Raw genomic sequence first — 24674 nt, 5'->3', positions numbered from 1 at the left:
ACTACACTTTAGGATTGGTGGTTATTGGAAATCGTCGGCAGAACTGCCGTTTGGATGCAGCAGATGTCGCTGCAGCCAGCATTGGCGCAGCAAGCAGCATCCATGGCGACGGGCTGGTTGCCGGCGGGCAGGAGACCGACGAAGCCGAGAAGCCCGCCGTGGATTCTGTCTGGAGGGCGGAGGCCAGTCCGGCCGGGAGCCGGAGTATTGACGGATTTATTTGCATAGACTCTAGATACCGGCCAGCTTCCTTCAAGCACTGCCCGGACTAGTTAGTATTGACCCGACCCGTAGCCCATTTTCGGAGCGCAGACTTTTGGCCTCGCCGCCCTCATTCCAGTCGCAGATATATCGGTCCCTGCCAGAAATCGAGAGAGCCGATGCGATTGTCGACAGAATTTCCAAGGCCATCGCCCTCGGGCTGCTCAAAGTAGGTGAACGACTTCCCCCTGAAGCGGCACTCTCGGATATGTTCGGGGTCGGCGGCGCGACCCTTCGCGACGCTTTGGCGGAACTGCGCGAGCAGGGGGTCGTCGAGACTCGCAGAGGCCGGAGCGGGGGAACCTTTGTCGTCAATCAGCCTCCAACCAGAACTGACGCCATCCGGAGTTGGTTTCTCTCGACGTCTATTTCGGAGATACGCGACATCGGTGATGAGCATTCCGCGATATCCGCCGCGACCGTCCGTCTGGCATGTGAGCGCGCGGAAGCACACGACATCGACCGCCTTCAGGAACTTGCGCGAGCCCTGGTCCTGGCCACGAGCCCCGAAGTGCGTGCACCTGCTGACAGCCGCTTCCACATCGAGTTGGCAGTATCCGCGCAATCACCGAGGCTTACCGATGCCGAAATCCGGCTTCAGGAAGAAACAGTCCAACAGTTATGGGCCCCCCTCGGCGTTGCATTTGACCCCGAATCGGCAACCGCTGAACACTTGGAATTGGTCCGGGCCGTGGCCCAGGACCAACCCGAGCGGGCCCAGAAACTAGTACTTGAGCACATCAGGCGTAATATTTTCCACCTGATTGACACGAAACTCACCCTCGGTTACGCCGAATCAGTTCAGGATGGCCAATGAACCCCACAACTGAAGTCGTACATGCTGCCAATGCCCTTACTTCGTGGATTAGCGGCGTTTCCACCGAGATCGAGAAGCTCTCCCGAGACGTTGCCTCGCGGCTTGAACGAAATCTCGTCGGCAAGTCCAAGGTCGATAGGGCTGCGCTGGCCGGCTTGGACGAATTCCCACGGGAGTTCCTGACGAGGAACACTTTTGCTGTAGGTGCCGGGACCTTCTTCGCCGCGGAAGCCGTTGAGGGCAGCCGGGCTTTGGAGTGGTGGACCCGCAAAGAATCCGGCGCCATCGGCCGGCTCGATTTTGACGTGACACCCGGTAGCCATCGATATTACGACTATGAGAAGTTGCCGTTCTTCTCGACCGCCGCTGCCACAGGTGAGCAGACCCTTTGGGGCCCGTATGTAGACTTTCTCGGCTTCGAGGAGTACATCCTTACGTTCGCGGCACCGTTTTCCGTCCATGGAAACTTTACTGGCGTGGCGGGATGCGACATTCGTATCAAGGATCTGGAACCTCTCATCATGCCCAGCCTGCGCCTCATCCCAGGCAATGCCGCCCTCATCAACGCCAGCAACCGCGTAATTCTCGGCAACTCCGGAATGTACCTGGTTGGCGAGCGAATCAAATCCGGATCTGCAGACCAGCAACGAATGGCTCTGGATATTCCCCATCTGGGGCTCGCCTTGATTTACACCGACTAGCCACAAACTTTCGCCCGGCGGTAACCTTCGGCCAGTGTGATCGTTTTAGCCGGCTCATTCCTGCCTGGCACACCACTCACAACCAGCACAAGTCAGGGCCCGGGGTTCCCCCCGGGCCTGACTTGGCACAGATCCTGCGGTCAGGACGCGAAGATCACAAAGAACTTCCTAATCCGTTCTTGAATCTCCCAAGTACCCCGCCACCCAATTGGGAAGACGGCGGCACTTCCGGCCTCCAGAGTGACTGCTTTACCGTCATCCTCAGTGACCACCATGCGGCCTGCAAGGACGTGAATCACCTCACCGCGCTCCAAAAATTCCCACCGCGAGAGGCCTGGTTCGGCTTCCCAGACGCCAGAGACGATGCGGGAGTCGTCGCTGGAGAAGGGAACGGACATTCTCACTGCAATCTCGTCGCTTAGCACCTCGGCGTAGGGGGGGCCGAGTACGGATTTTTCTAGGTCCTCTTCGAAGAGCTCGCTGGGCCGAAAAGTTATGCTCATTTGGTTTTCCCTTCTGCTGCTACTCGCCGGCATCGTTTCCGGCGGGCTGTGGTGATGGCCGCGGCTCGATTAAGCAGCGATTGAACCTTCAATCGTCACTGGAAAGGATGCGTTCATGGCGGTGGAATCCACTTCTCCCTCTCCAGAGATGGGCCTATCAGCCATGGTCCTGTCATTCGCGGGTAGGGGAAACGCTCATTAGGGATGGTTTTAACTACCCTTTAGGGTAGGCTTCTGACGCGGCTCGTCCCGTACGCTGGCTGAATGAGCGAGCCCACTACCTTCGCCCCCTCGCAAGGCTGGCGGATGACTGCACTTGTGGCAAGAAGTCAACAACGTAGCAAAACTGTCAAGGGTAAAAGCTATCGCACTAGAGCTTTAAGGTTGTAATCTCTAAAGTGATCTGTTTCACAGGATGAGCCTCGGGATCGGTCCCGGATCCTACATTGGATGGCGGACCGGATGAAGAAGCACTTCCCCCGCATACGACACACCTTCGACCTGGTCCACCGCCAGATCGACCCCGACGGCGCAATCGGCGGCTAACAAGCCATCCGGATTACACCGCCAACTCCCGGCATGTCTCACCTCAAACAAAGAGGATTCGAGCGGCCTCAGCGACCTTGGCTTCAGGCAATCGCTCTTGAGCGGGCAAGTCACACCGCTATCACTGCCGGCAGGAGTGTTGTGGTGGTCTGCATCGCAACTTTAGAGATTCAAGAAGCTAGCTTCACAACTAAAAGAATCAGACGACTCTAAATTTTCAAGGGAGATTGTTATGAGTGAAGACCGTTCGACCGGAGACGATAACCTGAAAAGGTCGATCAACTGGAAGCAGGGCATGGCCATTGCGCTGGGTGTGCCCTTGCTGATTCTGCCCTCTTTGGGCTATCTACCGATGTATGTATCTGCCGCAGCAATTCTTATCTGGGGATTCTCGGTTATTCAGGGTTTCATGCAGAGCACCGCGTATGCTGAAATGGCCACCACCTTTCCGAAGGCCTCTGGTCTGCCGGGTTTCGCGCAGCATGTATTCCGCACCGAAAACTACAAGGGCAAGTACGACAAGGGCAAGCTGATCGGCGGCTTCACCGCCTGGAGCTACTGGTTTGGCTGGAGCCCAATTCTGGCGATCTTCGCCATCATGGTCGGCGGTTACCTGCACGGGCTCTTTCCGGCGCTGGGCGAGACCTTTACCGAGTATCAGCTCTCATTGATCTCAGGTCTGGTAATTTTCACCGGATTGTTCGTGGTGAACTGGTTCGGCCTCAAGGACGGCGCCATCCTGGGTTACATCCTGGCGGCCGTTTCTCTGATACCGCTGGTCATCCTGGCCGTGGCGCCTTTTGCTACCGGACACGTCCAGCTGGCCAACATCACCGACAGCTGGTGGCCGACCGACTGGGCCTGGGATATGCACCATATTCTGATTCTCTTTGGTGTCTTTGCAATCGCACAGTGGAGTGCCTGTGCCTGGGAAACGGCGGCCATCTACGGCCCTGAATACAAAAACCCGTCCAAAGATGTCCCCAAAGCACTGTTTGCCTGCGGCATCATCTGCTTCGTCCTGTACATACTGGTGCAATCTGCCGTCATCGGTGTTCTTGGCGTCGACGGTGTAATGGCCGAGCCTGTGTCGCCCCTGATCCCGGTCGCCCAGGCTGTCTTTGGCGAAGCCGGTTCCATGATCACGATCATCATGTTGATCTTCGCCATGATATTGATCATCCAAACGGCATATCTGGGTTCATCCCGCGCCATGCACTCCATGGCAACGGAAGGCAATCTTCCCAGAATCTTCGGCAAAACGAATCGCCAGGGAACTCCGTTTGTTGCCATGGTGGTCATCGGACTCTTCAACCTGGTGCTGATTTCCATGGGAAACGCCGCGGCAATTCTTGCGGCCTCGGCGATTGGCTACACCTGCGCCAACGGCATCAGCCTGTTCGCCTATGTGAGAGCTAAAAAACACCCGGCCTTTGCTGATCTGGAGCGACCCTTCAAGGCGCCCAAGGGTTGGAAGAATGTCGCCATGACCTTTGGCCTGTTCAATGTGCCCCTGTGTCTGGTCGGCGTGGTCTACCTGAACAGCCTGGAAATCGGCTGGACCTCAACCTGGGTGGGATTCTTCGTATTGTCGCTTTACATACCCATCTGGTTGTATTCCCAGCATGAAACGCGTCGTTTCAACTCCAAAGCAGCCGCTGCCCGTCCTGCAGATCACGACGATGCAGATCTGGTAGATGCTTCTGCGTGATCGGGGACGGAACCGGCACCTGCGTACCGGCACTGCACAGGTGCGCTGGAAGAACACGCCGCAGTCGATTCGGGTACTGCTGACGCTGAAGCGGACGTTCAGCTTGTACCCGTAATGATGCAATCTCTCAAAAACAGGAAGGCAGACCGGTCAAGGATCGGTCTGCCTTCCTGTCTCTGCGCCCGGGCATCTATGGGCCCGTGCTTGTTCCACCGTACGCATTTCGTTGGCCTTGTGTGCCTGGCTCTCGGCGCTACCCGGTTGCGTGCGTGACCTTGAGCTAGCCCGCGGCTCTCATGATGGTGGCCGCCTGTGGGCTTTCCTGTACCCCCCGGCCTCCCCGGCCTCCCTGGCCTCCTTGGGCATGCAATTCACCGTCCCCGTCCCGGTCCCGGCGCCCAAGGCGCACATGGCGCACATGGCCGGGCGGAACAACCGACAAACAGAATCGGCAGCCGGCCGCCGCAGCGCGGGCCGGCTCCCGCAGCGCGGGCCGGCTCCCGTCAGCTGCTTTCCCTCCGATGGGCCGTCTTGCTGCAGTAGTAAAAATTAACTTTCAACTTCCTCCAGAATGATCGTAAAAAAGACTGGACTAGATGAATTAGATGGCGTAGCTTTACGTATGGGACGAAAACAAGTGACTAGCATCACACCCGCAGGACTCGGTTGATCCTCACCAAATTAGAGGATGTCGGGTGTGCAGACCATCCCTCCCGGAGCCCCAACCAGGTTCCTGAGATGACCAGCGAAGTCCCAAATCCACCAGAGACGAACGATTCCGACAAATTTGTCGCGACTCTATTCACAGGAGAAATCATGGAAACTCTCACAGGAACAATCAGCAAGGGCCGGATCCATCTACAAGGTCGAGAACGGCTACATCGGGCTGCCGTCGATGAACGAACCCGGCTGTGATGCCGCCATCGGCGACTCCCTCTCCAACCCTGACGGGTCGGTCATGAGCGCCGGCTTCTTCGAACTCAAGGCCTCCGAACCCCTGGTGTACACGTACACCTACGACGAAATGAAGGTCGTCGTCCAGGGTGAATTCATCCTCACAGACCAGACAACAGGAGAGGTGACGCGCGCGAAGGAGCGCGACGTGCTGTTCTTCCCCAAGGGAACAACCGTGAAGTTTGAGACCCCGGACTACGCCCTGGGGTTCTTCACCGGCCACCGCTCCTTCGCACCCTAAGACCCATGCGTCCCGCACCCATGCTGCCGGCAACAGGCGCCGGCTGCGAACCCGGTTTCCGAGGCGTCATCTGTGTGTCAATTGGCGCAACAGATGCCCTCGCGAATCACAACACGGGTGGCCGGCCCAGGCATGATCTCTGTTTCGCATCTGCAAACCCGGGAACCCTCTCGGACCTGAGATCTGAGCTCGGACGTTCATGCGTCGGGGTCCGTCTCGTACTCGCCGGTCCCCCGGCGGACATCCATGCAGCCGCAGCCGCCGCCGCGGAATGTGGGCTGCTGGAAGAGGAGATAACCCTCCTGTGTGACGACGTCGGACCCCGTGTTGTTTTCTGCGGACACTGCCGCACCGCGACCACAACCGTACAGGCGCCCGGCGCAGAGGTGGACTGTCAGGGATGCGCCACCACCCTGGCCATCACTGACCACTTTTCCCGCCGTCTTGGCGGGTACCTGGGATTCTCAGCCCATGCCGAGGAGGCAGCATGACCGCAATGGCGCTCCAGACCAATGTCCACCCGGCGGTGGAAGGTGGCCTCCGGCTGGAGGTGACAAACGTCAGTGCTCAGACGGACTCAATTGTCAGCATCACGTTTGGTGATCCGTCCGGGGAACCGCTGCCTTCTTATGTCCCGGGGAGCCACCTCGTGGTCCAGTACGGGGACGGGGCCAACGCCTATTCGCTCACTGGTTCAGGGAGCGCCCCATCCGAATACACTATCTCGGTCCTCCAGATCGAAGACGGCGCTGGCGGCTCGCAGGCCATGCATCGACTCGCTGTCGGTGACCGTGTTCATGTTTCGCGTCCCCGCAGTGCCTTCGCTCCTGCGGCAACAGCTACGCATCATCTGCTTGTTGCCGCAGGAATCGGGATCACGCCGGTGCTTTCGCACGCCAGGTACGCTGCCGAATGGGGAGCGGAAGCCTCCCTGATCTACGTCCACCGGCCCGGGGCAGGGGCACACGTGGCCGAAGCGAGGGAACTGCTGGGACCGGGGCTGACGGAATGTTCTGATCGGGTCGGTTTCCAGAAGGTTCTGACCGAAAAGCTCACAACCCAGAAACTGGGAACTCACCTCTACGTCTGCGGTCCGACTGCCTTCATGGACTCAGTCCTCGAGCAGGCCCCGGGATCTTGGCTGGCCAAAGGGCCTGCTGCATTCAGAAGCCTTTGGCGCAGCTGACCTGGACGAGGGCCAACCATTCTCGGTGAACCTGGCTCGCAGCGGCATCAAATTGGAAGTTCCGGCTGGCGTTTCGTTGCTGGAGACCCTCGAAAAAGCAGGAAAAAGCATCCCCAACATGTGCCGCAAAGGCATCTGCGGAGAATGCTCCCTGTCAGTACTGCGAGGGGCGCCTCTGCACCGGGATCTGTACCTGTCCGACCAGGAAAAGGCCGCGAACACCACCATGATGTGCTGCGTTTCACGCAGCCAAGACCAAGAATTGGAGTTGGACCTTTGAGTATTACTACCATCCACAAAGATCCTGACACCGCCGTCCTCCCGGAACGGATCAGAGGGTTTCCCTTTCCCTATTCCGGTGACAGCTACCGCTACAGCGCCAACGTCGAACCGGCTGGCAAAACTGTGACGACAGAAGCCGGCGCGTGGGGCGACCGGTTGCTGGACATCGACGAGTACTACCTTCCGGACGTGAAGGAACGCGAGGGGGTGCTGGACAGGGATCCCTCACGCCTGCAGGTCCTCCCCCACATGCGCCCTGCCGTATGGGACGCCATCGCCACTCTGCTGCCCGCCATGGCGGAGGAAAACCCGGGCACGATGTCCTTCCGCCGGGAAGGAAACAACTGCCGCTGGCAGAACACTTTGCAGAACCTGGACGTGGAGTTCACCATCGGGGACGACAGTTCGCTGCCCATGGGTCCGTTGCGGTTCCTGGGCAGCCAGATCCAAGACGACATGGTTTTTCTTGACCAGCGCGAAGACGCGCTCTGGCTCGATGCAGGCCCTGGTCACATTTGCTGCAGACTGGTCCCTCAAATTCGACGTCGGCATGAAATTCCACGAAATCCATGGCCCCGTCCCACGGGTGAAGGAAGAACAGATCGTGTCCCGGGCCGAGCAATTCCTCATGCGCCTCCAGCCCGGGGAAAAATACCGCAGGACCAACTGGACGATGACCATCGACAGGCGACTGGACACCTCGACCGAAACCTACCCTAACTGGGCCCAGGACCGCGGCACCATAGCAGAAGACCCGGCCTTGCCGGACAGGGTCCACCTGCGGGTGGAAGTTCAGCATTTGATCCGCCTTCCCCATTCGGGGGCAATTCTGTTCCTGGTCCGGACCTATCTTCTGCCGCTCTCGGACATCGCCCGGGTACCCGTCTGGCGTGAACGCATGGGCCGTGTGCTGGCCGAACTCCCGGAGGACATGGCTGAGTACAAAGGCATCAGCCGCTACCGCAAAACTGCATCTGATTGGTTGCTGGCCGGCTAATCAGCGCAGCCCTCGTTCCACCCGCTCCTGGCCCCGACTCATCTCTCGTAGCACGTCGGTTGCCAGGGCGCAGGGATCCTCATTTTGAACAAAGCATCAACTAAGGAGCAACCATGTCTATCGAAACTGATATCGAAACCGTTGTAGGGGCGCATCCTCTGGATCCGCTGTCCCGGGCCGAGATTTCCCGTGCGGTCGGGATTTTGAAGGAGGGCCAGGCCGCGGCGGAGACGTTCCGCTTCATCAGTGTTGAGTTGCGTGAGCCGTCCAAGGTGGCCCTGCGTGAAGGCAGCGAAACCGAACGCGAAGCCGACTCGGTCCTGATCGACCGCGGCACGGGAAACGCCTACGAAGCCATCGTTAACCTTGATGCCGGGATCGTCACGGGCTGGACGCAGCTGGCGACCGGCGTTCAGCCGCCGTTCATGCTCGATGAGTTCGCCGAGTGCGAGGAAGCCTGCCGGCAAGACCCGGACGTCATCAAGGCCCTCGCCGCCCGCGGCCTGACCGATCTTGGGCTGGTCTGCTTCGAACCGTGGTCCGTGGGTTACTTCGGCGAAGACGCCCAGGGCCAGCGCCTGATGCGCGCCCTGGTCTTCGTCCGCGAGAACCCTACCGACAGCCCCTATGCCCACCCGATCGAGAACTTCGTCGTCTTCTACGACCTCAGCTCCGGCAAGGTCGTCAAGGTCGAGGACAACGAGTCCATCCCGGTCCCCAGCGCCTCCGGTAACTACCTGCCCGAGTACGTCGGCCCGGCCCGCACCGACCTCAAACCCATCTCCATCACCCAGCCCGAAGGTGCTTCCTTCCAGGTCACCGGAAACCACGTCCAGTGGGCCGACTGGTCCTTCCGGGTCGGTTTCACCCCCCGCGAAGGCCTGGTCCTGCACCAGCTGAAGTTCCGCGACCAGGGCGTGGAGCGTCCGGTCATCAACCGCGCCTCCCTGTCCGAAATGGTCGTCCCCTACGGTGACCCGGCCCCCGTCCAGGCCAAAAAGAACGCCTTCGACTCCGGCGAATACAACATCGGCAACATGGCCAACTCCCTCACACTCGGCTGCGACTGCCTCGGCGAGATCAAGTACTTCGACGGCCACAGCGTGGACAGCCACGGCAACCCGTGGACGATCGAAAACGCGATCTGCATGCACGAAGAAGACGATTCCATCCTCTGGAAGCACTTCGATTTCCGCGAAGGCACCGCCGAAACCCGACGCAGCCGCAAACTCGTGATCTCCTTCATCGCCACCGTCGCGAACTACGAATACGCCTTCTACTGGCACCTGTTCCTGGACGGCAGCATCGAGTTCCTCGTCAAGGCCACCGGCATCCTCTCCACCGCAGCCCAGCACCCCGGCGAGAAAACCCCGTACGGCCAGGCACTGAACAACGACGGACTCTACGGACCCATCCACCAGCACATGTTCAACGTCCGGATGGACTTCGAACTCGACGGCCCGAAGAACTCCGTCTACGAAGTCGACATGGAAATCCCCGAAGACAACCCCACCCACACCGCCTTCAAGGCAGTGGACCGGCTCCTCGAAACCGAACAAGCAGCCATCCGCAAGGCAGACAGCTCCAAACACCGCTTCTGGAAAGTCGTCAACCACGACAGCAAGAACATCGTGGACGAACCCGTCGCCTACCGCCTCATCCCCACCAACGCCATCACCCTCGCCGCCGGCGACGAATCCTTCGTCAGCCAGCGCGCACCATTCGCCCGGAAAAACCTCTGGGTCACCGCCTACGACCGCACCGAACGCTTCGCAGCCGGGGAATTCCCGAACCAGTCCACCGGCGCCGATGACGGCCTGCACATCTGGACCCAAGCAGACCGGAACATCGTCGATGAAGACCTCGTCGTCTGGTACACCTTCGGCATGCACCACGTCGTCCGCCTCGAAGACTGGCCCGTCATGCCCCGCCAGAACATCGGCTTCATGCTCGAACCCCACGGCTTCTTCAACCAAAACCCCACCCTCAACCTCCCCAGCAACGACACCACACCCACCACCAACACCACACAGTGCTGCACCGGAACCGACAAGTAACCCTGACCGGACAATGACAATAGGGCTGAAAAACAACCAGCCCTAACCAGGCGGTCCCCGATGCTGCCGTCAGCAGCATCGGGGACCGCACCCATATCCAACCCAAAGCCAGAAGTGAGAGCGTGATCCGTGTGTTCGACAACCCCGGCATTACCTGGACGCTCACGGTCGTCCTGCTCCTGAGCGGAAGTTATCACTTCCTGCAGGCGACAAGGTCTCACCAGCTCACGGACCGGATTAACAAAAGCCTCCATGCCCTCATGAATGTCCTGATGGCGGCGATGGTGTGGAACCTCGCGCCCTCGACCCTGCTGGCTCAGATCGCAGTCCTCGCCGGCGCCACGCTGTGGTTTGTCATTCAGGCGGTCGCCCGGCCGGAATTCAAGAGACTCTGCGCCGGTAACCAGAGCCGTCTAAAATGCGTTTACCACAGCCTCACCATGGCCGGCGCTGCTCTCATGCTCGTAATGATGGGTCAAATGGCTACCGCCGGCCAAGAAATCGTTCCGGCAGGCGGAATGTCGATGGCGCACGCCCACCATACGATGGCAGCGGCAGACCAAGTCACGGCTGCAGCAACATTTGACCGCTTACCCGGCCTCGCGATCCTGCTGACAGTATTATTTGGAGCTGCGGCGGCGATCTTTATGATCCTTCTGCTGCGTTCCCGGGCTACGCAAACCACTCTCGGCGGCGCAGCCGCTCCAAGACTCTCCGTCCGCGCCGAACACGGGCTCGAAGCCGTTGGCGCTGCCGCTATGGCCGTGATGTTTGCCACCATGTCATAGCAGGTGTCCACCTTATGATGCTGCGTTCGACAAACACGGAATTTAAGCTGGCGACTGGTTCGCCCCCAGGGAAGAAAGTGGCCGTCATGAAAACCCCAACCCTGAGTGTGGCCCGAACCAACGCCGGGGGATCCACCCTCATAGAAAAGATTTGCGACTCAAGCCTCGAGGCCGGGGAGTGCTTCTACTGCACCGGACCTGAGACCGATTGAGCTCGCAGCGCACTCCGGGGCCTTCCGTTTCGCAACGCGGGAGGCCCCGGTTCCAACCAGTCGGGTGGTTGGCCTGGGGATGAGGGGCATTATGCCGTCCGTTGGCATCTGGCATGCTTTCGTACCACACTGGGTCTTCAGGTCTGAGTTGTCTCCCGGCTGATCCTGCCGTGTTGGAAGCACACATGCGGACGCTGGCACGCATCCCCGGGTAATGCCGGCCGGCACGTCCTGGCTGTATTGGCCACCCATGGATCCTGTGGCAGGTTGTGGCCGCGTTGTGGCAGCTCCTGGTTAGGATTCGTCCGATCGTCGTCCTGCTGCGCACCGCTGAGATCGCTGACTCCGTCTTTCATCACAAGGTACGTGAGCCCCGGCTTCTGCCGAGCAGCGCTGCGAACTGATCGCTCGCCAAATGGCTCGATTCTTCGTCCGAGCAGGAGAAGGCCGACGACGCCGTTTAGCCGAACAAATGAAAACGCAAACCGACGACTGTTCCGTCGCGGCATCGAATGGCAGGTATGAGACGAGTTCCATCGATGTGGGAGCAGTTCTTCCGCCGTCGCGTATACGTCTCCTGAGCAGGCCGCCTCTCCCGTCAGTCATGCCACAGTTACTGACTCAAGGACCTACCCAAAGGGGTTGTTTAAGCCATCCCGAATCAGCGTTACCCCCACCCGCAAATGATAGGACGATGGATGCTAGGCCCCCGGGAGGAGGAGTAGTGACTTTGACCGTCGCGACCGAATCGCCGCCCAGAAGACCGATCACGGCTCCTGCCAACCTCGAATAGCCGAGGCCTCGACTTTTCACACCAGCTGCAGTTCCTACAGAAAGAAGCAACATCATGAAACTCCAAGTAGCCATGGACGTCCTCACGGTCGAAGACGCTCTCGAACTGGCCGCCAAGGTCGCCGAGTACGTTGACATCATTGAGCTCGGCACCCCCCTGATCAAGGCCGCCGGTCTCTCCGCCGTCACCGCCGTCAAGGCAGCACACCCGGGCAAGATTGTCTTCGCTGATATGAAGACCATGGATGCCGGCGAGCTTGAAGCCGACATCGCTTTCAAGGCCGGCGCTGACCTGGTCACCGTGCTCGGCACCGCTGACGATTCCACTATCGCCGGTGCGGTCAAGGCAGCCCAGGCGCACAACAAGGGCATCGTCGTTGACCTTATCGGTGTGGCGGACAAGGTCTCCCGCGCCAAGGAAGCCCGCGCCCTGGGTGCGAAGTTCGTTGAGATGCACGCTGGCCTGGACGAGCAGGCCCAGCCCGGTTTTGACCTGAACGGGCTGCTCCGCGCCGGTGAAGAGGCCCGCGTTCCGTTCTCCGTCGCCGGCGGCGTGAAGCTCGCCACCATCAAAGCCGTCCAGCAGGCCGGCGCCGATGTCGCCGTCGCCGGCGGCGCCATCTACGGCGCAGCCGACCCGGCTCTGGCAGCCAAGGAACTCCGCGCAGCCATCAGCTAACCCTCCGATTGACGGTGGCGTCCCATGCTCTTGCAAGAGCACGGGACGCCACCTCCGTCGCAGCCCCCTGGAGTATCTCAGGGGCTGAAGCTCAAACAGACTCGACCCTTTTTGGAAAGGCAGCCCGATGCTAACCTCAGATTCTAGTTTTAATACGTGGATGGGCCGGGAGGCTCTCGCCGAGGCCATGATTCCGGTGATCGGCCGGCTTTACCGCGAAAACAACGTGGTGACCAGCATCCATGGGCGCAGCCTGATCAACAAGTCCACCATGAATATCCTCAAGGCACACCGCTTTGCGCGGCGGATCAGTAAGGACGAATTGCTCCTGGAGGAGACTGCCCCGCTCCTGCAGACCTTGGCGCAGCTGGAGCTCGGCCCGGCCGCGATCGATGTTGCCCGCCTGAACGAGAAGTTCAAGGCAGAGGGCGGCGGCGCCACGCTTGAGGAATTCCTTCGCGCTGAACTCGCCGACGTCGTCGGCAAGCGCGGCGGGGGCCACCAGACGAGTACCGACGTCGTACTTTACGGTTTCGGCCGCATCGGCCGGCTCCTGGCCCGCCTCCTGATCGAAAAGGCCGGCGGCGGCCACGGCCTGCGGCTGCGTGCGATCGTGGTCCGCCGCGGCTCGGACAACGACCTGACCAAGCGCGCCAGCCTGCTCCGGCGCGACTCCGTCCACGGCCCGTTCGAAGGCACCATCCGGATCAACGAGGCCGCCAACATCATCACGGCAAACGGCGTCCAGATCCAGGTCATCTACTCGGACAACCCCGCCACCATCGACTACACCGCCTACGGTATCCACGACGCACTCGTTGTTGACAACACTGGCCGCTGGCGCGATGCCGACGGCCTGTCCCAGCACCTGCAAAGCAAGGGTGTTGCACGGGTACTGCTGACCGCACCGGGCAATGGCGACCTGAAAAATATCGTCCACGGTATCAACCATGACAGCATCCTCAAGTCGGACAAGATCGTCACCGCGGCGTCCTGCACCACCAACGCCATCACCCCGGTCCTGAAGGCCATCAACGACAAGTACGGCGTGGTCCACGGCCACGTGGAGACTGTTCATTCCTTCACCAACGACCAGAACCTGATCGACAACTTCCACAAGGGTGACCGCCGCGGCCGCTCCGCCGCCCTGAACATGGTCATCACCGAAACCGGTGCCGCCAAAGCTGTCACGAAGGCCTTGCCCGAACTGCTGGGCAAACTGACCGGAAGCTCCATCCGCGTCCCCACCCCCGACGTTTCCCTCGCCATCCTGAACCTGAGCCTGGAAAACGGCACCACCAAGGATGAGGTTAACAACTTCCTGCGCGAAATGTCGCTGCACTCGGACCTGCGAAAGCAGATCGACTACATAGATTCGCCCGAGGTGGTTTCGACAGACTTCGTCGGCTCCCGCCGTACCGGCATCGTTGACGGCCTCGCGACCATTTCCAATGACAAGAACCTGATCCTCTACGTCTGGTACGACAACGAGTTCGGCTACAGCTGCCAGGTGGTCCGCGTCATGGAGGAGATGGCGGGCGTGAACCGGCCGTCCTTCCCCGCGATGAATGTCGTCGAGGAGGCCATGTCGGTGCTTGTCGCCCTGGGCTCGGTCTAGCGTCCATCGTCCACCACTTATCTAACAGGGTGCAACGAATCAACGAATGAAGAGGCAGAAGACGTTCCACTCAGCGTGGCGCTCTGCCAGTACACCCTCTCCTATTGATTTGAGCCGAACATGAAAATTGGAATTCTCACCAGCGGTGGCGACTGCCCCGGATTGAACGCTGTTATCCGCGGAGCGGTATTGAAGGGCATTGCCATCCACGGTCACGAATTCGTGGGTTTCCTTGACGGCTGGCGCGGTGTGGTTGAGGGCGACATCATCGATATTCCCCGCACCATGGTCCGTGGTATCGCCAAGCAGGGCGGCACCATCCTGGGCACCTCGCGCACCAACCCCTTTGAAAACGGCGGTGGACCCGAGGTCATCAAGGCGCACATGAACCGGTTGGGCATCGACGCGATCATCGCCATCGGCGGTGAGGGAACCTTGGCTGCGGCCAAGCGCCTGACCGACGCCGGGTTGAAGATTGTGGGTGTCCCGAAGACTGTGGACAACGACCTTGACGCCACGGACTACACCTTCGGTTTCGACACCGCCGTGCAGATCGCCACGGAAGCGATTGACCGGCTGCGCACTACCGGCGAATCGCACCACCGGTGCATGATCGTCGAGGTGATGGGCCGCCACGTGGGCTGGATCGCCCTGCACGCGGGCATGGCAGCGGGCGCGCACGCCATTCTGATCCCGGAGCAGAAGGTCAGCATCGAACAGACCGCCCAGTGGGTGAAGGAAGCCTACGCCCGCGGGCGCGCACCGCTGGTAGTGGTTGCCGAAGGGTTTGTTCCGGAGCACATGGAATCCCCGCACTCCGAGCGCGGGCTGGATACCTTTGGCCGGCCCCGGCTCGGTGGGATCGCGGACCGGCTGGCCCCGGAGTTGGAAGCCCGCACCGGCATCGAAACCCGTGCCACCATTCTGGGCCACATCCAGCGCGGCGGTGTGCCTTCAGCCTTCGACCGAACCCTGGCCACCCGCCTGGGCATGGCGGCCATCGACTCAGTGGTGGAAGGCTTCTGGGGCACCATGGTGGCCCTCAAGGGGACGGATATCGAACACGTTGGCTTCCAGGAGGCCCTGGGCCGGCTGAAGACCGTTCCGCAGAAGCGCTACGACGAAGCTGCGGTCCTGTTCGGCTGAACTTCCTGCCCGTCCTCGGCTGGTAGTTAGCGCAACAGGCCCGAAAGCCCGGGATGAGTCCGGGACGCGCCGGCCCCGCCAAGACCGTCAGGCGTTGACGGACTTGGCAATAATCAAGTCAATCTGGCCTACCGCGCCCTTGAGCCCCTCGTCCATACCCATCTCCAGCAGTTGCACGAGTTGCTCCTGGGTTTCGAACGTGGAGACCATCGTCATGCGGGTGCGGTCGCCGACCGTCTCAAGGGTGACGGCACCGTGCGTCATGCCCATCGCCGAGTCCGGGGCCCCGTTTTCGTCCGCGAACCCGTCGTCGAATTCAAGGTGGTGCGGTGCCTCAATTTTGGTGAACCGCCACCAGCCGTGGCTCTTCTGTCCCTCCGGCCCTGTCATGTAATAGCTCGCTCCCCCGCCGGGTACGAACTCGTGCCGTTCAAACGTCGCCGGCCAGGTGGGCGGACCCCACCAGCGTTCCAGCTGCCGAGGGTCCTCCCAGGCCTGCCAGACACGTTCAACACCGGCGTCGAACTCAGCGACCAGTGTCAGCGTCAGGGCCTCCAGATCATTGACTGTGCTTACAACCGCCATCGTTACATCCTTCCTAGTCTTCAGCCAGAATGTCGGCAATCCGGGCGGCCCGATGCCGCCAGATCACCTCGTACTCGTCCAGCAGTTGCCGGGGCCCGGCCCAGTCCCTCATGGTGGGCCCGCACGATCTGCTCCCTGCCGCGTTTCTCCTTGGTGATGAGGGAAGCGCGTTCCAGCACCGCAACGTGCTTCTGCACTGCGGCGAAGCTCATGGCGTATAGCGCCGCCAATCCCGAGACCGAGTATTCCCGGTCCGTGACTCGGGCGACGATGTCGCGGCGGGTGGCATCAGCGAACGCCTGAAACAGGCGGTCCAACGCAGCGTCACCCATCCGATCTACAACCATTTGGTTGTAGAATAGTTTGGCTGCGAATCGGAGTCAAGGGCTTATTTAAGATTGGCCGGCCGCCCGTCCGGCCAACCGCTACGTCAGCACCGCAACAGGTGTCCGGCGGGCAACGCGGAAAGGGTTCAGGCCGGGCAAATGCCCGGCCTGAACCCTTTCGTTTCCTGAACCCGTCAGACGCCGCGGCGCTGGTTGACCAGGCCTTCATCCATGGCTGCCCGGGCGGCGGTGACCTCGGGACGGTCGCTGGTGGTCGGTACGCCGACCTCCCAGAAGGCCCCGCCGAGGGTCCAGTCGCTGGCCCGGACCTTGGTGACGATCACCGTGGTCCGGTCGGCCGCCCGTGCCGCCGTCAGGGCGTCACGGAACTCGTCCATGTCTTCGACCGTGAACGTCAGTGCCCCCAGGGCCTGGGCGTGGGCATGGAAGTCCACCCGGACGGATGACCCGGGGCCGCGCGCATCGCTGAGCATGTTGTTGTAGGACGCGCCGCCCTGGCCCACCTGCAGGCGTTCGATCACGGCGTAACCCTCGTTGTCGCAGACCACCAGGATGAACTTTTTGCCGGAGAGAACGGACGAGTAGATGTCCGAGTTCAGCATCAGGAACGAGCCGTCGCCGACCATCGAGTAAACCTGCCCGGAGGTACGGGCAAATGCCGCGCCCCAGGCTCCTGCGATTTCGTAGCCCATGCAGGAGAATCCGTACTCGGTGTCCACCGAGGCGATGCCCTTGCTCGCCCAGTTGACGTTCACTTCGCCCGGCAAGCCGCCCGCGGCGGTGAGGATGTAGTCCTCGGCGGTGGCGCTTCCGTGCACTTCGGAGATGAGTTGGGCGTAGCTTGGCGGCCAGTGGCCGTCCGGCGCGGTGCGGCCGGCAACAAATGCCTCCACCCCGGCGCGTGCTTCGGAAGCCCGCGCCGTCCAGTCGCTCGCCGCAGTCCACCCCTGCAGGGCTTTCTGGAGACTGAGCAGCGATTCACGGGCGTCGCCAATGACCGGCAGCGCACGGTGTTTCAGCGCGTCGAACCTCGCGGCGTTAAGCGCAACGATCCTGGCATCCGAGGCGAACGCCGTCCAGGAACCGGTGGTGAAGTCCTCGAGCCTGGTCCCCACCGCGATGATGAGATCCGCATCGCGGACCACGGCATTGGTGGCTGCGGTACCGGCCACGCCGACCGGGCCTGCATAACAGGGATGGTCCGGCAGCAACGCCGATTTGCCGGCCACCGTCTCCACCACCGGAATGCCCAGGGCATCGGCGACTTCCCCGAGCTCGGCTTCCGCGAGGGAATAGTGGACTCCTCCGCCGGAGATGATCACGGGCCGTTTGGCGTTCCGGATGGCCTCGGCAGCCAGCTCGATCTGGCCGAAATCGGGCCTCGGGCGGGAGATCCTGTGCACATGGGTGGTAAAGAACTCCACCGGGTAGTCGTAGGCTTCAGCCGCGACGTCCTGGGGCAGGCCAAGGAAGACCGGTCCGCAGTCCGCAGGGTCCAGGAGCGTGCCCACCATCTGCGGCAGCGTGGACAGCAGCTGCGCCGGGTGGGTGATCCGGTCCCAATAGCGCACGACCGGCCGGAATCCGTCGTTGACCGTGGTCGATGGCGCTCCGAAGTGCTCCACCTGCTGGATGACCGGGTCCTGGAGCCTGGTGTTGAAGGTGTCGCCGGAGATGAAGAGCACCGGCAGCCGGTTGGCCATGGCGACTCCGGCTGCAGTGATGAAGTTGGTGGCACCGGGTCCGATCGAGGAGGAGCACACCATGACCTGCCGGCGGCGCATGGCTTTCGCGAATCCCGCCGCCGCCAGGCCCATGCCTTGTTCGTTCTGGCCCCGCCACACCGGGATCTCGTCGCGGTGGGTTTCCAGCGCGTGGCCGAGGCTGGTGACGTTGCCGTGACCGAAGATCGCCAGCACACCGGGGAACAGCGGGACTTCTTGCCCGTCCACGACGGTCCGCTGCGCGATCAGGTACCGGACGATTGCCTCCGACGTTGTGATGCGTACGGTATCGCCGCCCATCAGGATGCTCCTTCGTTCTCGGCCAGGTCCATGACGGTCTGCCATGAGCGTGATTTCCATGAGTCGATAAGCGCCTGCTGGACGCTGACGACGTCGACTGCTTCCCGGAAGCTCGGCGAGAAGGGCGCCCCCGTAGCGAGGCTCTCCATGAAGTTGAAGTCCTCGATCGCCACGAGGTCCTCGAAGCCGATGGAGTTGGCCTGCCCGGGAACGAACGCGCCGTGGAACGGGAACCTGTCCCCGCCCCGCACCGTGGTGTATCCGGTGTCATCGCCGGCGCCGAGCTTGTAAACTTCCAGCTCGTTGATGCGCTCGTGGTTCCACTTCAGCGAACCCTTGGTGCCGTAGACCTCAAAGGCGTTCTCGGACTCAGGACCCACGATCGTCCGGCTGCTCTCAAAAGTGCCGGTAGCGCCGTTGGAGAAGCGGCACAGCATCGAGGCAAAGTCCTCATTCTCGACCTCGCCCGTCGGGTCCTCCGCCGAACCGCGGCCGTAGTGGCTCGCGGTTCCGGACGGCAGCGGGCGCCGGGTGATGGTGGTGTTCTGCATCCCCACAACTTCCTCGATGCCGCCCACCAGGAACTGTGCCATCGACACCGAGTGGCTGAGGATATCGCTCGTGACGCCGTACCCGGCCTCGGCGAGTTTGAACCGCCAGGTCAGCAGTCCCAGTTCGTCGCTGCCGTACATCGTCAGGAACCGGCCCCGGTAGTGGGTGATCTCGCCCAGCTCACCGGAAGCAATCAGGTCCCGGGCGTGGAGCACGAGGGGGCTCCACACATAGTTGTACCCGACGCCGGTGCGCACACCGGCGGCCTCAGCGGCCCGGAAGGCCTGCACAGCCTGTTCAGGCTTGCCGCCGATCGGTTTTTCGCTGAAGACGGCCTTTCCTGCCGCGCAGGCGGCTTCGATCATGGGCAGGTGCAGCATGTTGGGGGCGGTCACCCAGACGGCGTCGACGTCGGGATCGTTAATTGCCTCGTTCCAGTCCTCCACGGCACGTTCAAAGCCGAAGTCGTTGACGGCGCGTTCCCGCAGGGCCGGCGCCGTGTCAGCGCAGACAACGAGCCGTGGCTCAAAGGAGCGGTTCGGGAAGAGCGAAGGAATCCGGAGTGCGGACCGGCTGTGCGCCTGTCCCATCCATCCCAGCCCAAGTACCGCGATTCCAATGCTTCGTCGATTAGTCATGCGTTGATCACTCTTCCGTGTGCTGAGGTCAGGGGCAGGCGGGGGTCGGGTTCCTGGCTCTCCCACGCTTCGCGGATCCAATGGTGCGTGGAGTCATCGCAAAATGCCATGGTCCGGTCTTCGTTCGGCCCGGCAAGGACGTTCAGGAAGTACATCGGGTATTCCGGCGGGGCGACGGACGGGCCGTGGTAGCCGTGCGGAACAAGGTAGACGTCCCCGTCGTGGAGCGTCACGGTCTCGTCGACAGAACCATCGACGGAATAGACGTGGAACAGCCCCTGCCCTTCCGGCGCGCCGTGCGGGGAGTCGCCGCGGCCAATCCGGAAGTAGTAAATCTCCTCGTTGTTGACCTTGCAGCCGTCCAGTCCGTCATGTCGGTGAGGCGGCCAGGAGGACCAGTTGCCGCCGGGCGTAATCACCTCGCACACGTTGATGCGGTGGGCGGCCTCGAAGGACCCCGGGGTTGCGATGTTGACAACCTGCCGGGTCGCCCGGCCGGCGCCGCGGACTTCGACGGCGACGTCTTCGGCGCGCACATAGGCCACCGGGAAGCGCTCTGTCGCACGCGCAGTACAGACGGCGACCTCGCCGGAGGCTCCACTGATGGTCAGTTTCGATCCGACCGGAGCGTACAGCCAGTCGGAGACCGCGGCGAATACGCCGTCGCGTCCTTCCAGCCGATAGGGCTCGCCGTCGACGGTGATGTCGATGTTGCGGGCGGACAGCGGCACAATAACGGCTTCGTCCTGGGTCAGGTCGAACTCCAGGGTCACGCCTTCCTGCAGCGTCCTGACGTCCAGGCCGCTGTAGGCCCAGCCTGCTTCTTCCGGGGTGACGGTCGCATCGTTGCCGGCAACTGCGGGCCAGTGCCAGCTCATCGGTTCGTCCCGTGGACGAGGTCCGACGCCTGCCGGACTGCTGTCTCAACGGTCCCGGCGTGCGGGTAGAGCAGGGCCCTTCCGGCCACCAGTCCCCTGACGTTTGGTTCTTTCATGGCGTTCTCCCATCGTGCGAATGTTTGTGCAGTGTCTTTACCGGGGTCCCCGCCGAGCATCAGAACGGGCATCGACGTCGCGCCCGCGACTTCCGCCATCCGGTCCGTTGTGGGGAGCTTGAGCCAGGTGTGTGCCGAGGACGAGCCCAGGCCGGAGGCAATGGCGACGACCTTGATGAGCCGTTCGTCCGACGGGTCGAGGACGGCGAGGCCGGCGTCGTTGAGGAGGTACGGCAGCGGCTCGAGCAGGCTCATGATGCCGCGGTCAGCCAGTTGGGTGATGGCGGCGGCGACGGTCTCAATCGTGCGGGCCACCCCCGGGTCGGTGTCTTCGATCCGGAGCAGCATCTTTCCGCCGTCGAGGCCGTACGCGGCGACGTGGTCGGCGTCGTAGGCTGACATGCGGTCATCGAGCTCCCACTGTGTGCCGATGACTCCGCCGCGGTTCATGGTGCCGATGGCCAGCCGGCCTTCGAGCACGCCGAGCCAGGCCAGTTCCTCGAGGATATCCGCGCTGGCGAGGACACCGTCGACGTCGGGATTGGCCAGGGCCCGTACGATCCGGTCCAGCATCGTGTAGCGGTCGGCGATGGCGAGCGGGTCACCGCTGGCCGCGAGCTTTCCGCGTGCCGTGTGGTCCGCGGCCAGGATCAGGAGCCGGCCGTCTTTCCCGGCGAGGCTGCGCCGGGACCGGTTAATCAGAGCGGTCTGCAATGATTTCGGTTCGAAGATTCGGGCCTCGATGAGGGCCCTGTAGCTGGTTTCGTCGAGGTGCGTCAGCACGGTTACTTCTCCTTGGTCATGAACATTGATTCGAGCTCCTCGAGGGTCGGCATGGCTTCGGCGCATGCCAGCCGGCTGGCAACCAGGGCGCCGGCGGCGTTGGCGAAATGCCCGATCCTCTCCGGGGTCCATCCGCTGAGCAGCCCGTGCGACAGTGCGCCGCCGAAGGCATCGCCGGCACCGAGTCCGGACACCACGGCGACCGGAATCGGGGCGATGTTCCACCGCTCGCTGCCCGCCGCCAGGTACACGCCGTCGCCGCCGAGCTTGATCACGGCAAGTTCGACGCCGGCGTTCAGGAGCGCGGCGGCCGCCGTCTCAGGGTCTCTGGTGCCGAGTGCCATCTCGCACTCGTCCAGGTTGCCGATCACCACGGTGGACAGATCGATGGCCTTCAGGCTCATCCGCCGGGAAGTCTCCAGATCGGGCCAGAGAGCGGGGCGGTAGTCCAGATCCAGGATGGTGTGACCGGCCCGGCCGCGCTGCTCCAGCCAGGTCAAAGCTGCCGACGCCGTTGTCCCCTGCGCCAGTGCGCCGTGGCTGATCCACAGAACCCCGCAGTTCCGCACAGTTTCCGGATCCAGGTCGGCAGCGACCAAGGTAGTGTCCGGCGCCGGGTTGCCGCGGTAAAACGCCACCTGCGGTGTTTCGGCCGGGGCGAGGGCCGTCAGGGCCAGGGGCGTCAGGCCCTGCGGGTCGATTCCCACGTAATCGACGGTGACACCCCATTCCGACAGCCGGTTCCGGACAAAGGTGCCGAATCCGTCGCCGCCGACTTTCGTGACGATGGCTGCCCGCCGCCCCAGCCTGGCCGCGGCGACGGCCACGTTGGTCGGGCTCCCGCCCACGGACTTGGTGAATGACTGCTGCCCGTCAAAGCCGACGTTCATTTCGACCCCGTACAGGTCAACGCTGATGCGTCCGACGCAGATGACCTCCGGGATGCTCATGCGATGACCCGCTGCCCGAGCGTGGGGGCGACAACGTCCTGGAGGTAGGTCAGCGAAGAACGCACCTCTTGGCCCGGGCCCTGCCCCTCGGCCGGAACACCCCCGGCGATCGCGGTGTCCTGCTCGATGACATATGAGCCGCGGTAGTTCGCCGCTTCCAGCGCCTGGATGACGCCGGCAATATCGACGTCGCCCTGTCCCAACCGGGTGAACAGGCCAGCCTGGGTGGCTGCCTTCAGCGGGACTTCGCGCTTCAGCACGGCCGGGACCATGTCCAGCCGGACGTCCTTGAGGTGGACATGTCCCACGCGCTCGACGGCGTCCTTGGCGAACTGGACCGGGTCAATGCCGCCGATGGCCAGGTGTCCCGTATCCAGGCACCAGTTGACGTCGCACGTGTCAAGGATCCGGTTCACGTCGTCCGCGGTTTCAACGAGCGTCTGAACATGCGGGTGCAGGACCTGCACGAGGCCGTGTTCGGCACAAATCTCATCCACCAGGGCAAGCGTCTCCACCAAGTGACGGTGCTCGCCGGCGTTCAGGGTGCGCGGCACGGACCAGTCCGGGTCCATGATCGCGGCCGTGATGAACAGCTTGGCGCCCGAGTCCGCCAGCAACCGCGCCGTAGTGCGGGCGTAGGCCAAGGTGGCATCCCGCCGGGAGGGCTCGTGCGGTTCGATCGGCGTGAATCCGCCGGTCAGTGTCATTCCGTATTCGGCCAGCAGGGCCTTGACCGCGTCCGGCTCCTGCGGAAGAAAGCCCGGTGCGCCAAGTTCCGTGGCGGTGAATCCGAGATCCGACATTTCCTGCAGGACGCGGCGAGTAGGCAGCATGGCGCCCCAGCCCGGCACCTCGCAGATCCCCCAGGAAATCGGCGCCGATGCGACGCGTGCGAGAAAATCACTCAATCTGTTCCACCTCATTGTGTTTGGATCGTTCCAAGTAATGCGACAACGATGACATACAGATCTGCGCGGCGCAAGCATTTACCGTAAATGCCGGATTCTCGGCGGCTGGCCCATGGTCGGGCGCGCGAACACCCTGACCCGCCGGCCTGTTGCGTCCGTTCGGGTCAGCGCGCTGATGCGCCGGCAGGCTCGGGGTCCTCCGGCGCGGCGCTGCTGCGTCGAACCACAAGTTCAGGGGCCAGCAGCGTTTCGGTGCCGGGCGCCTCCGGGGAGGCGATACGGCGGACCAGCGCCTCCCCGGCAGCGACACCCGTCCCGAACCCGGCAGCATCCACGGACGTCAGGTTGATATGGCCGATCCCGGCCAGAAAGCTGTTGTCATAGCCGACGACGGACAGCTGGCCTGGAATCGAGAGGCCCAGCTCAAACGCCGCGTCCAGCACGCCGACGGCTGCAAGATCATTGACGGCGAAGACTGCCGTGGGCCGGTCCGCCTGCCGGAGGAGCCGCATCCCCGAGGCATGACCCTGCTCCTCCGTATTGCCGCTGCGCGTGACGGCGGGCCGGAGGCCGTGGGCGCGCATGGTGGACCGGTAGCCCTCTTCCCTGAGCCTGGCCACGCGACCACTGTCGCCCGCCACATGGGCGATCCTGCGGTGGCCGAGGGCTATCAGGTGTTCGACCGCCATCCGCCCACCGGCCTCATCGTCGTTGGCAACCACGTCGACTCCCGGAAGTGAGAAGTTCCTGCTGCTCAGGACCACGGTGGGCACCTTCCGGGCGGCATCTTCCAGATCGGCGGTCTGGGGCATGCTGCCGGCCAGGATCAGCCCGTCCACGTTCCGGTCCAGGAACGTACTGACAATCGACTGCCCGCCGGCTTTCCCCAGGCGCTGCTCCCCCAGCAGCATGTGAAGACCGTTTTCGGCCAGGACCTCGTTGACGCCGCGCAGTGATTCGAGGAACCAGGGGTTCCGAAGGTCATCAAGAATGACGCCGACAGCACGCGTGCGGACCTGGACCAGTGCCCGCGCCGCCGTATTGGGCCGGTAATCGAGGGCTTCGATGGCCGTAAGAACGGCCTCGCGCTTATCCGGACGGACTAGCGGTGAGTCGTTCAGGACCAAGGAGACGAGCGATTTGGAGACGCCCGCTTGTAATGCCACGTCCACGATTGTCGCTCGTCCCGGCCGCTTGCCCGCCATTCGTAACCCCTTCAGGTCCAGCCCGTCAACCATTGACGGTGCACTGCAATCAATGTACGCTCATCTCGATTTGGAACGGTACAAACAGTCAGCAGTTCAGCAGTTATTCACGCTACCGCTTTGCTTGTCCGTTCCAGGGCTTTCACCGGTAAACCCGGCCTGAGGGCCGACGGCGCAGGGTCCCTTCCGCTGTGAGG

The 24674-nt window shown here is 62.4% G+C and carries 23 protein-coding genes and 2 pseudogenes; 15 read left to right on the top strand and 10 right to left on the bottom strand.

All coding sequences use genetic code 11. From position 1 onward, the window contains the following. The first annotated feature begins 316 nt into the window (after positions 1–316). The gene (locus KY499_RS13825) at positions 317–1078 is read left to right on the top strand and encodes a FadR/GntR family transcriptional regulator (protein ID WP_123253678.1); all 762 of its coding nucleotides are present in this window, start codon (positions 317–319) and stop codon (positions 1076–1078) included. Then, positions 1075–1779: a cache domain-containing protein gene (locus tag KY499_RS13820; RefSeq protein ID WP_123253679.1), complete on the top strand. Its 705-nt coding sequence runs from the start codon at positions 1075–1077 to the stop codon at positions 1777–1779. The genes KY499_RS13825 and KY499_RS13820 overlap by 4 nt, the downstream gene beginning before the upstream one ends. Positions 1780–1919: 140 nt before the next feature. Here KY499_RS13820 and KY499_RS13815 read toward each other — a convergent pair whose 3' ends face one another. Then, positions 1920–2282: a cupin domain-containing protein gene (locus tag KY499_RS13815; protein ID WP_123253680.1), complete on the bottom strand. Its 363-nt coding sequence runs from the start codon at positions 2280–2282 to the stop codon at positions 1920–1922. Between the two features lie 778 nt (positions 2283–3060). Here KY499_RS13815 and KY499_RS13810 point away from each other — a divergent pair. From KY499_RS13810 to KY499_RS13760, 13 genes and pseudogenes are all read left to right on the top strand, one after another. Next, on the top strand, positions 3061–4539 hold the full coding sequence (locus KY499_RS13810) for an APC family permease (RefSeq protein WP_123253681.1): 1479 nt from the start codon (positions 3061–3063) through the stop codon (positions 4537–4539). 787 nt (positions 4540–5326) lie between these two features. Further along, positions 5327–5734 (top strand): cupin domain-containing protein, encoded by a 408-nt coding sequence (locus KY499_RS13805; RefSeq protein ID WP_258190789.1) that lies wholly within the window; start codon positions 5327–5329, stop codon positions 5732–5734. Between the two features lie 5 nt (positions 5735–5739). Beyond that, entirely contained in the window at positions 5740–6225 is a 486-nt protein-coding gene (locus KY499_RS18615) for a dimethylamine monooxygenase subunit DmmA family protein (RefSeq protein WP_123253683.1), read from the top strand. Then, positions 6222–6920, top strand: a complete 699-nt coding sequence (locus tag KY499_RS13795) for a ferredoxin reductase (RefSeq protein ID WP_219885620.1) — start codon at positions 6222–6224, stop codon at positions 6918–6920. Before KY499_RS18615 ends, KY499_RS13795 begins: the two co-directional genes overlap by 4 nt. Before the next feature lie 25 nt (positions 6921–6945). Next, entirely contained in the window at positions 6946–7200 is a 255-nt protein-coding gene (locus tag KY499_RS18825) for a 2Fe-2S iron-sulfur cluster binding domain-containing protein (protein ID WP_219885619.1), read from the top strand. Continuing rightward, positions 7152–7646 (top strand): annotated as a pseudogene (locus KY499_RS18820) (heme-dependent oxidative N-demethylase subunit alpha family protein); the annotation flags it as partial. The gene KY499_RS18825 and the pseudogene KY499_RS18820, both read left to right, overlap by 49 nt. Before the next feature lie 22 nt (positions 7647–7668). Continuing rightward, positions 7669–8199, top strand: coding sequence for a DUF3445 domain-containing protein (locus KY499_RS18335; RefSeq protein ID WP_258190788.1), 531 nt, complete (start codon positions 7669–7671; stop codon positions 8197–8199). A 113-nt stretch (positions 8200–8312) separates the two neighbouring features. Further along, positions 8313–10256: a primary-amine oxidase gene (locus KY499_RS13780; RefSeq protein ID WP_219885618.1), complete on the top strand. Its 1944-nt coding sequence runs from the start codon at positions 8313–8315 to the stop codon at positions 10254–10256. 131 nt (positions 10257–10387) lie between these two features. Beyond that, positions 10388–11044, top strand: a complete 657-nt coding sequence (locus tag KY499_RS13775; RefSeq protein ID WP_219885617.1) for a DUF5134 domain-containing protein — start codon at positions 10388–10390, stop codon at positions 11042–11044. 86 nt (positions 11045–11130) lie between these two features. After that, complete coding sequence (locus tag KY499_RS18330) at positions 11131–11256, top strand: hypothetical protein (RefSeq protein WP_258190787.1); 126 nt, start codon at positions 11131–11133, stop codon at positions 11254–11256. A gap of 847 nt (positions 11257–12103) precedes the next feature. Further along, on the top strand, positions 12104–12727 hold the full coding sequence (gene hxlA, locus KY499_RS13770; protein WP_219885616.1) for a 3-hexulose-6-phosphate synthase: 624 nt from the start codon (positions 12104–12106) through the stop codon (positions 12725–12727). A 160-nt stretch (positions 12728–12887) separates the two neighbouring features. Beyond that, the gene (locus KY499_RS13765; protein ID WP_258190786.1) at positions 12888–14345 is read left to right on the top strand and encodes a glyceraldehyde-3-phosphate dehydrogenase; all 1458 of its coding nucleotides are present in this window, start codon (positions 12888–12890) and stop codon (positions 14343–14345) included. A 120-nt stretch (positions 14346–14465) separates the two neighbouring features. After that, complete coding sequence (locus KY499_RS13760) at positions 14466–15491, top strand: ATP-dependent 6-phosphofructokinase (protein ID WP_123256574.1); 1026 nt, start codon at positions 14466–14468, stop codon at positions 15489–15491. A gap of 87 nt (positions 15492–15578) precedes the next feature. On the opposite strand, the gene KY499_RS13755 is transcribed toward KY499_RS13760, so the two are convergent. From KY499_RS13755 to KY499_RS13715, 9 genes and pseudogenes are all read right to left on the bottom strand, one after another. Further along, entirely contained in the window at positions 15579–16076 is a 498-nt protein-coding gene (locus tag KY499_RS13755) for an SRPBCC domain-containing protein (RefSeq protein WP_219885614.1), read from the bottom strand. A 13-nt stretch (positions 16077–16089) separates the two neighbouring features. Then, positions 16090–16423, bottom strand: a pseudogene (locus tag KY499_RS13750) (ArsR/SmtB family transcription factor). A 173-nt stretch (positions 16424–16596) separates the two neighbouring features. Continuing rightward, complete coding sequence (gene iolD, locus KY499_RS13745; RefSeq protein ID WP_219885613.1) at positions 16597–18447, bottom strand: 3D-(3,5/4)-trihydroxycyclohexane-1,2-dione acylhydrolase (decyclizing); 1851 nt, start codon at positions 18445–18447, stop codon at positions 16597–16599. Beyond that, entirely contained in the window at positions 18447–19637 is a 1191-nt protein-coding gene (locus KY499_RS13740) for a Gfo/Idh/MocA family protein (protein WP_219885612.1), read from the bottom strand. The genes iolD and KY499_RS13740 overlap by 1 nt, the downstream gene beginning before the upstream one ends. Then, on the bottom strand, positions 19634–20515 hold the full coding sequence (gene iolB, locus KY499_RS13735; RefSeq protein WP_219885611.1) for a 5-deoxy-glucuronate isomerase: 882 nt from the start codon (positions 20513–20515) through the stop codon (positions 19634–19636). The genes KY499_RS13740 and iolB overlap by 4 nt, the downstream gene beginning before the upstream one ends. Further along, the gene (locus KY499_RS13730; protein ID WP_258190785.1) at positions 20512–21414 is read right to left on the bottom strand and encodes a deoxyribose-phosphate aldolase; all 903 of its coding nucleotides are present in this window, start codon (positions 21412–21414) and stop codon (positions 20512–20514) included. The genes iolB and KY499_RS13730 overlap by 4 nt, the downstream gene beginning before the upstream one ends. A gap of 2 nt (positions 21415–21416) precedes the next feature. Beyond that, positions 21417–22364, bottom strand: coding sequence for a 5-dehydro-2-deoxygluconokinase (gene iolC / locus KY499_RS13725; protein ID WP_123255499.1), 948 nt, complete (start codon positions 22362–22364; stop codon positions 21417–21419). Further along, entirely contained in the window at positions 22361–23272 is a 912-nt protein-coding gene (locus KY499_RS13720; protein WP_183164519.1) for a TIM barrel protein, read from the bottom strand. The genes iolC and KY499_RS13720 overlap by 4 nt, the downstream gene beginning before the upstream one ends. Before the next feature lie 164 nt (positions 23273–23436). Then, positions 23437–24438: a LacI family DNA-binding transcriptional regulator gene (locus KY499_RS13715; RefSeq protein ID WP_219885610.1), complete on the bottom strand. Its 1002-nt coding sequence runs from the start codon at positions 24436–24438 to the stop codon at positions 23437–23439. Positions 24439–24674 lie beyond the last annotated feature (236 nt).

It is taken from the genome of Arthrobacter sp. PAMC25284 (genome assembly GCF_019443425.1).
Lineage (GTDB): Bacteria > Actinomycetota > Actinomycetes > Actinomycetales > Micrococcaceae > Arthrobacter > Arthrobacter oryzae_A.
This window is presented reverse-complemented; position numbering and strand designations above follow the sequence as displayed.

What these genes read in the sequence shown, in the direction of transcription:
- KY499_RS13740 (WP_219885612.1), bottom strand. Translation starts at nt 19,637, where the DNA reads ATGACTAATCGACGAAGCATTGGAATCGCGGTACTTGGGCTGGGATGG.
- KY499_RS13795 (WP_219885620.1), top strand. Translation starts at nt 6,222, where the DNA reads ATGACCGCAATGGCGCTCCAGACCAATGTCCACCCGGCGGTGGAAGGT.
- hxlA (WP_219885616.1), top strand. Translation starts at nt 12,104, where the DNA reads ATGAAACTCCAAGTAGCCATGGACGTCCTCACGGTCGAAGACGCTCTC.
- KY499_RS13810 (WP_123253681.1), top strand. Translation starts at nt 3,061, where the DNA reads ATGAGTGAAGACCGTTCGACCGGAGACGATAACCTGAAAAGGTCGATC.
- KY499_RS18330 (WP_258190787.1), top strand. Translation starts at nt 11,131, where the DNA reads ATGAAAACCCCAACCCTGAGTGTGGCCCGAACCAACGCCGGGGGATCC.
- iolB (WP_219885611.1), bottom strand. Translation starts at nt 20,515, where the DNA reads ATGAGCTGGCACTGGCCCGCAGTTGCCGGCAACGATGCGACCGTCACC.
- KY499_RS13755 (WP_219885614.1), bottom strand. Translation starts at nt 16,076, where the DNA reads ATGGCGGTTGTAAGCACAGTCAATGATCTGGAGGCCCTGACGCTGACA.
- iolD (WP_219885613.1), bottom strand. Translation starts at nt 18,447, where the DNA reads ATGGGCGGCGATACCGTACGCATCACAACGTCGGAGGCAATCGTCCGG.
- iolC (WP_123255499.1), bottom strand. Translation starts at nt 22,364, where the DNA reads ATGAGCATCCCGGAGGTCATCTGCGTCGGACGCATCAGCGTTGACCTG.
- KY499_RS13780 (WP_219885618.1), top strand. Translation starts at nt 8,313, where the DNA reads ATGTCTATCGAAACTGATATCGAAACCGTTGTAGGGGCGCATCCTCTG.
- KY499_RS13820 (WP_123253679.1), top strand. Translation starts at nt 1,075, where the DNA reads ATGAACCCCACAACTGAAGTCGTACATGCTGCCAATGCCCTTACTTCG.
- KY499_RS13760 (WP_123256574.1), top strand. Translation starts at nt 14,466, where the DNA reads ATGAAAATTGGAATTCTCACCAGCGGTGGCGACTGCCCCGGATTGAAC.
- KY499_RS13815 (WP_123253680.1), bottom strand. Translation starts at nt 2,282, where the DNA reads ATGAGCATAACTTTTCGGCCCAGCGAGCTCTTCGAAGAGGACCTAGAA.
- KY499_RS13765 (WP_258190786.1), top strand. Translation starts at nt 12,888, where the DNA reads ATGGGCCGGGAGGCTCTCGCCGAGGCCATGATTCCGGTGATCGGCCGG.
- KY499_RS18615 (WP_123253683.1), top strand. Translation starts at nt 5,740, where the DNA reads ATGCGTCCCGCACCCATGCTGCCGGCAACAGGCGCCGGCTGCGAACCC.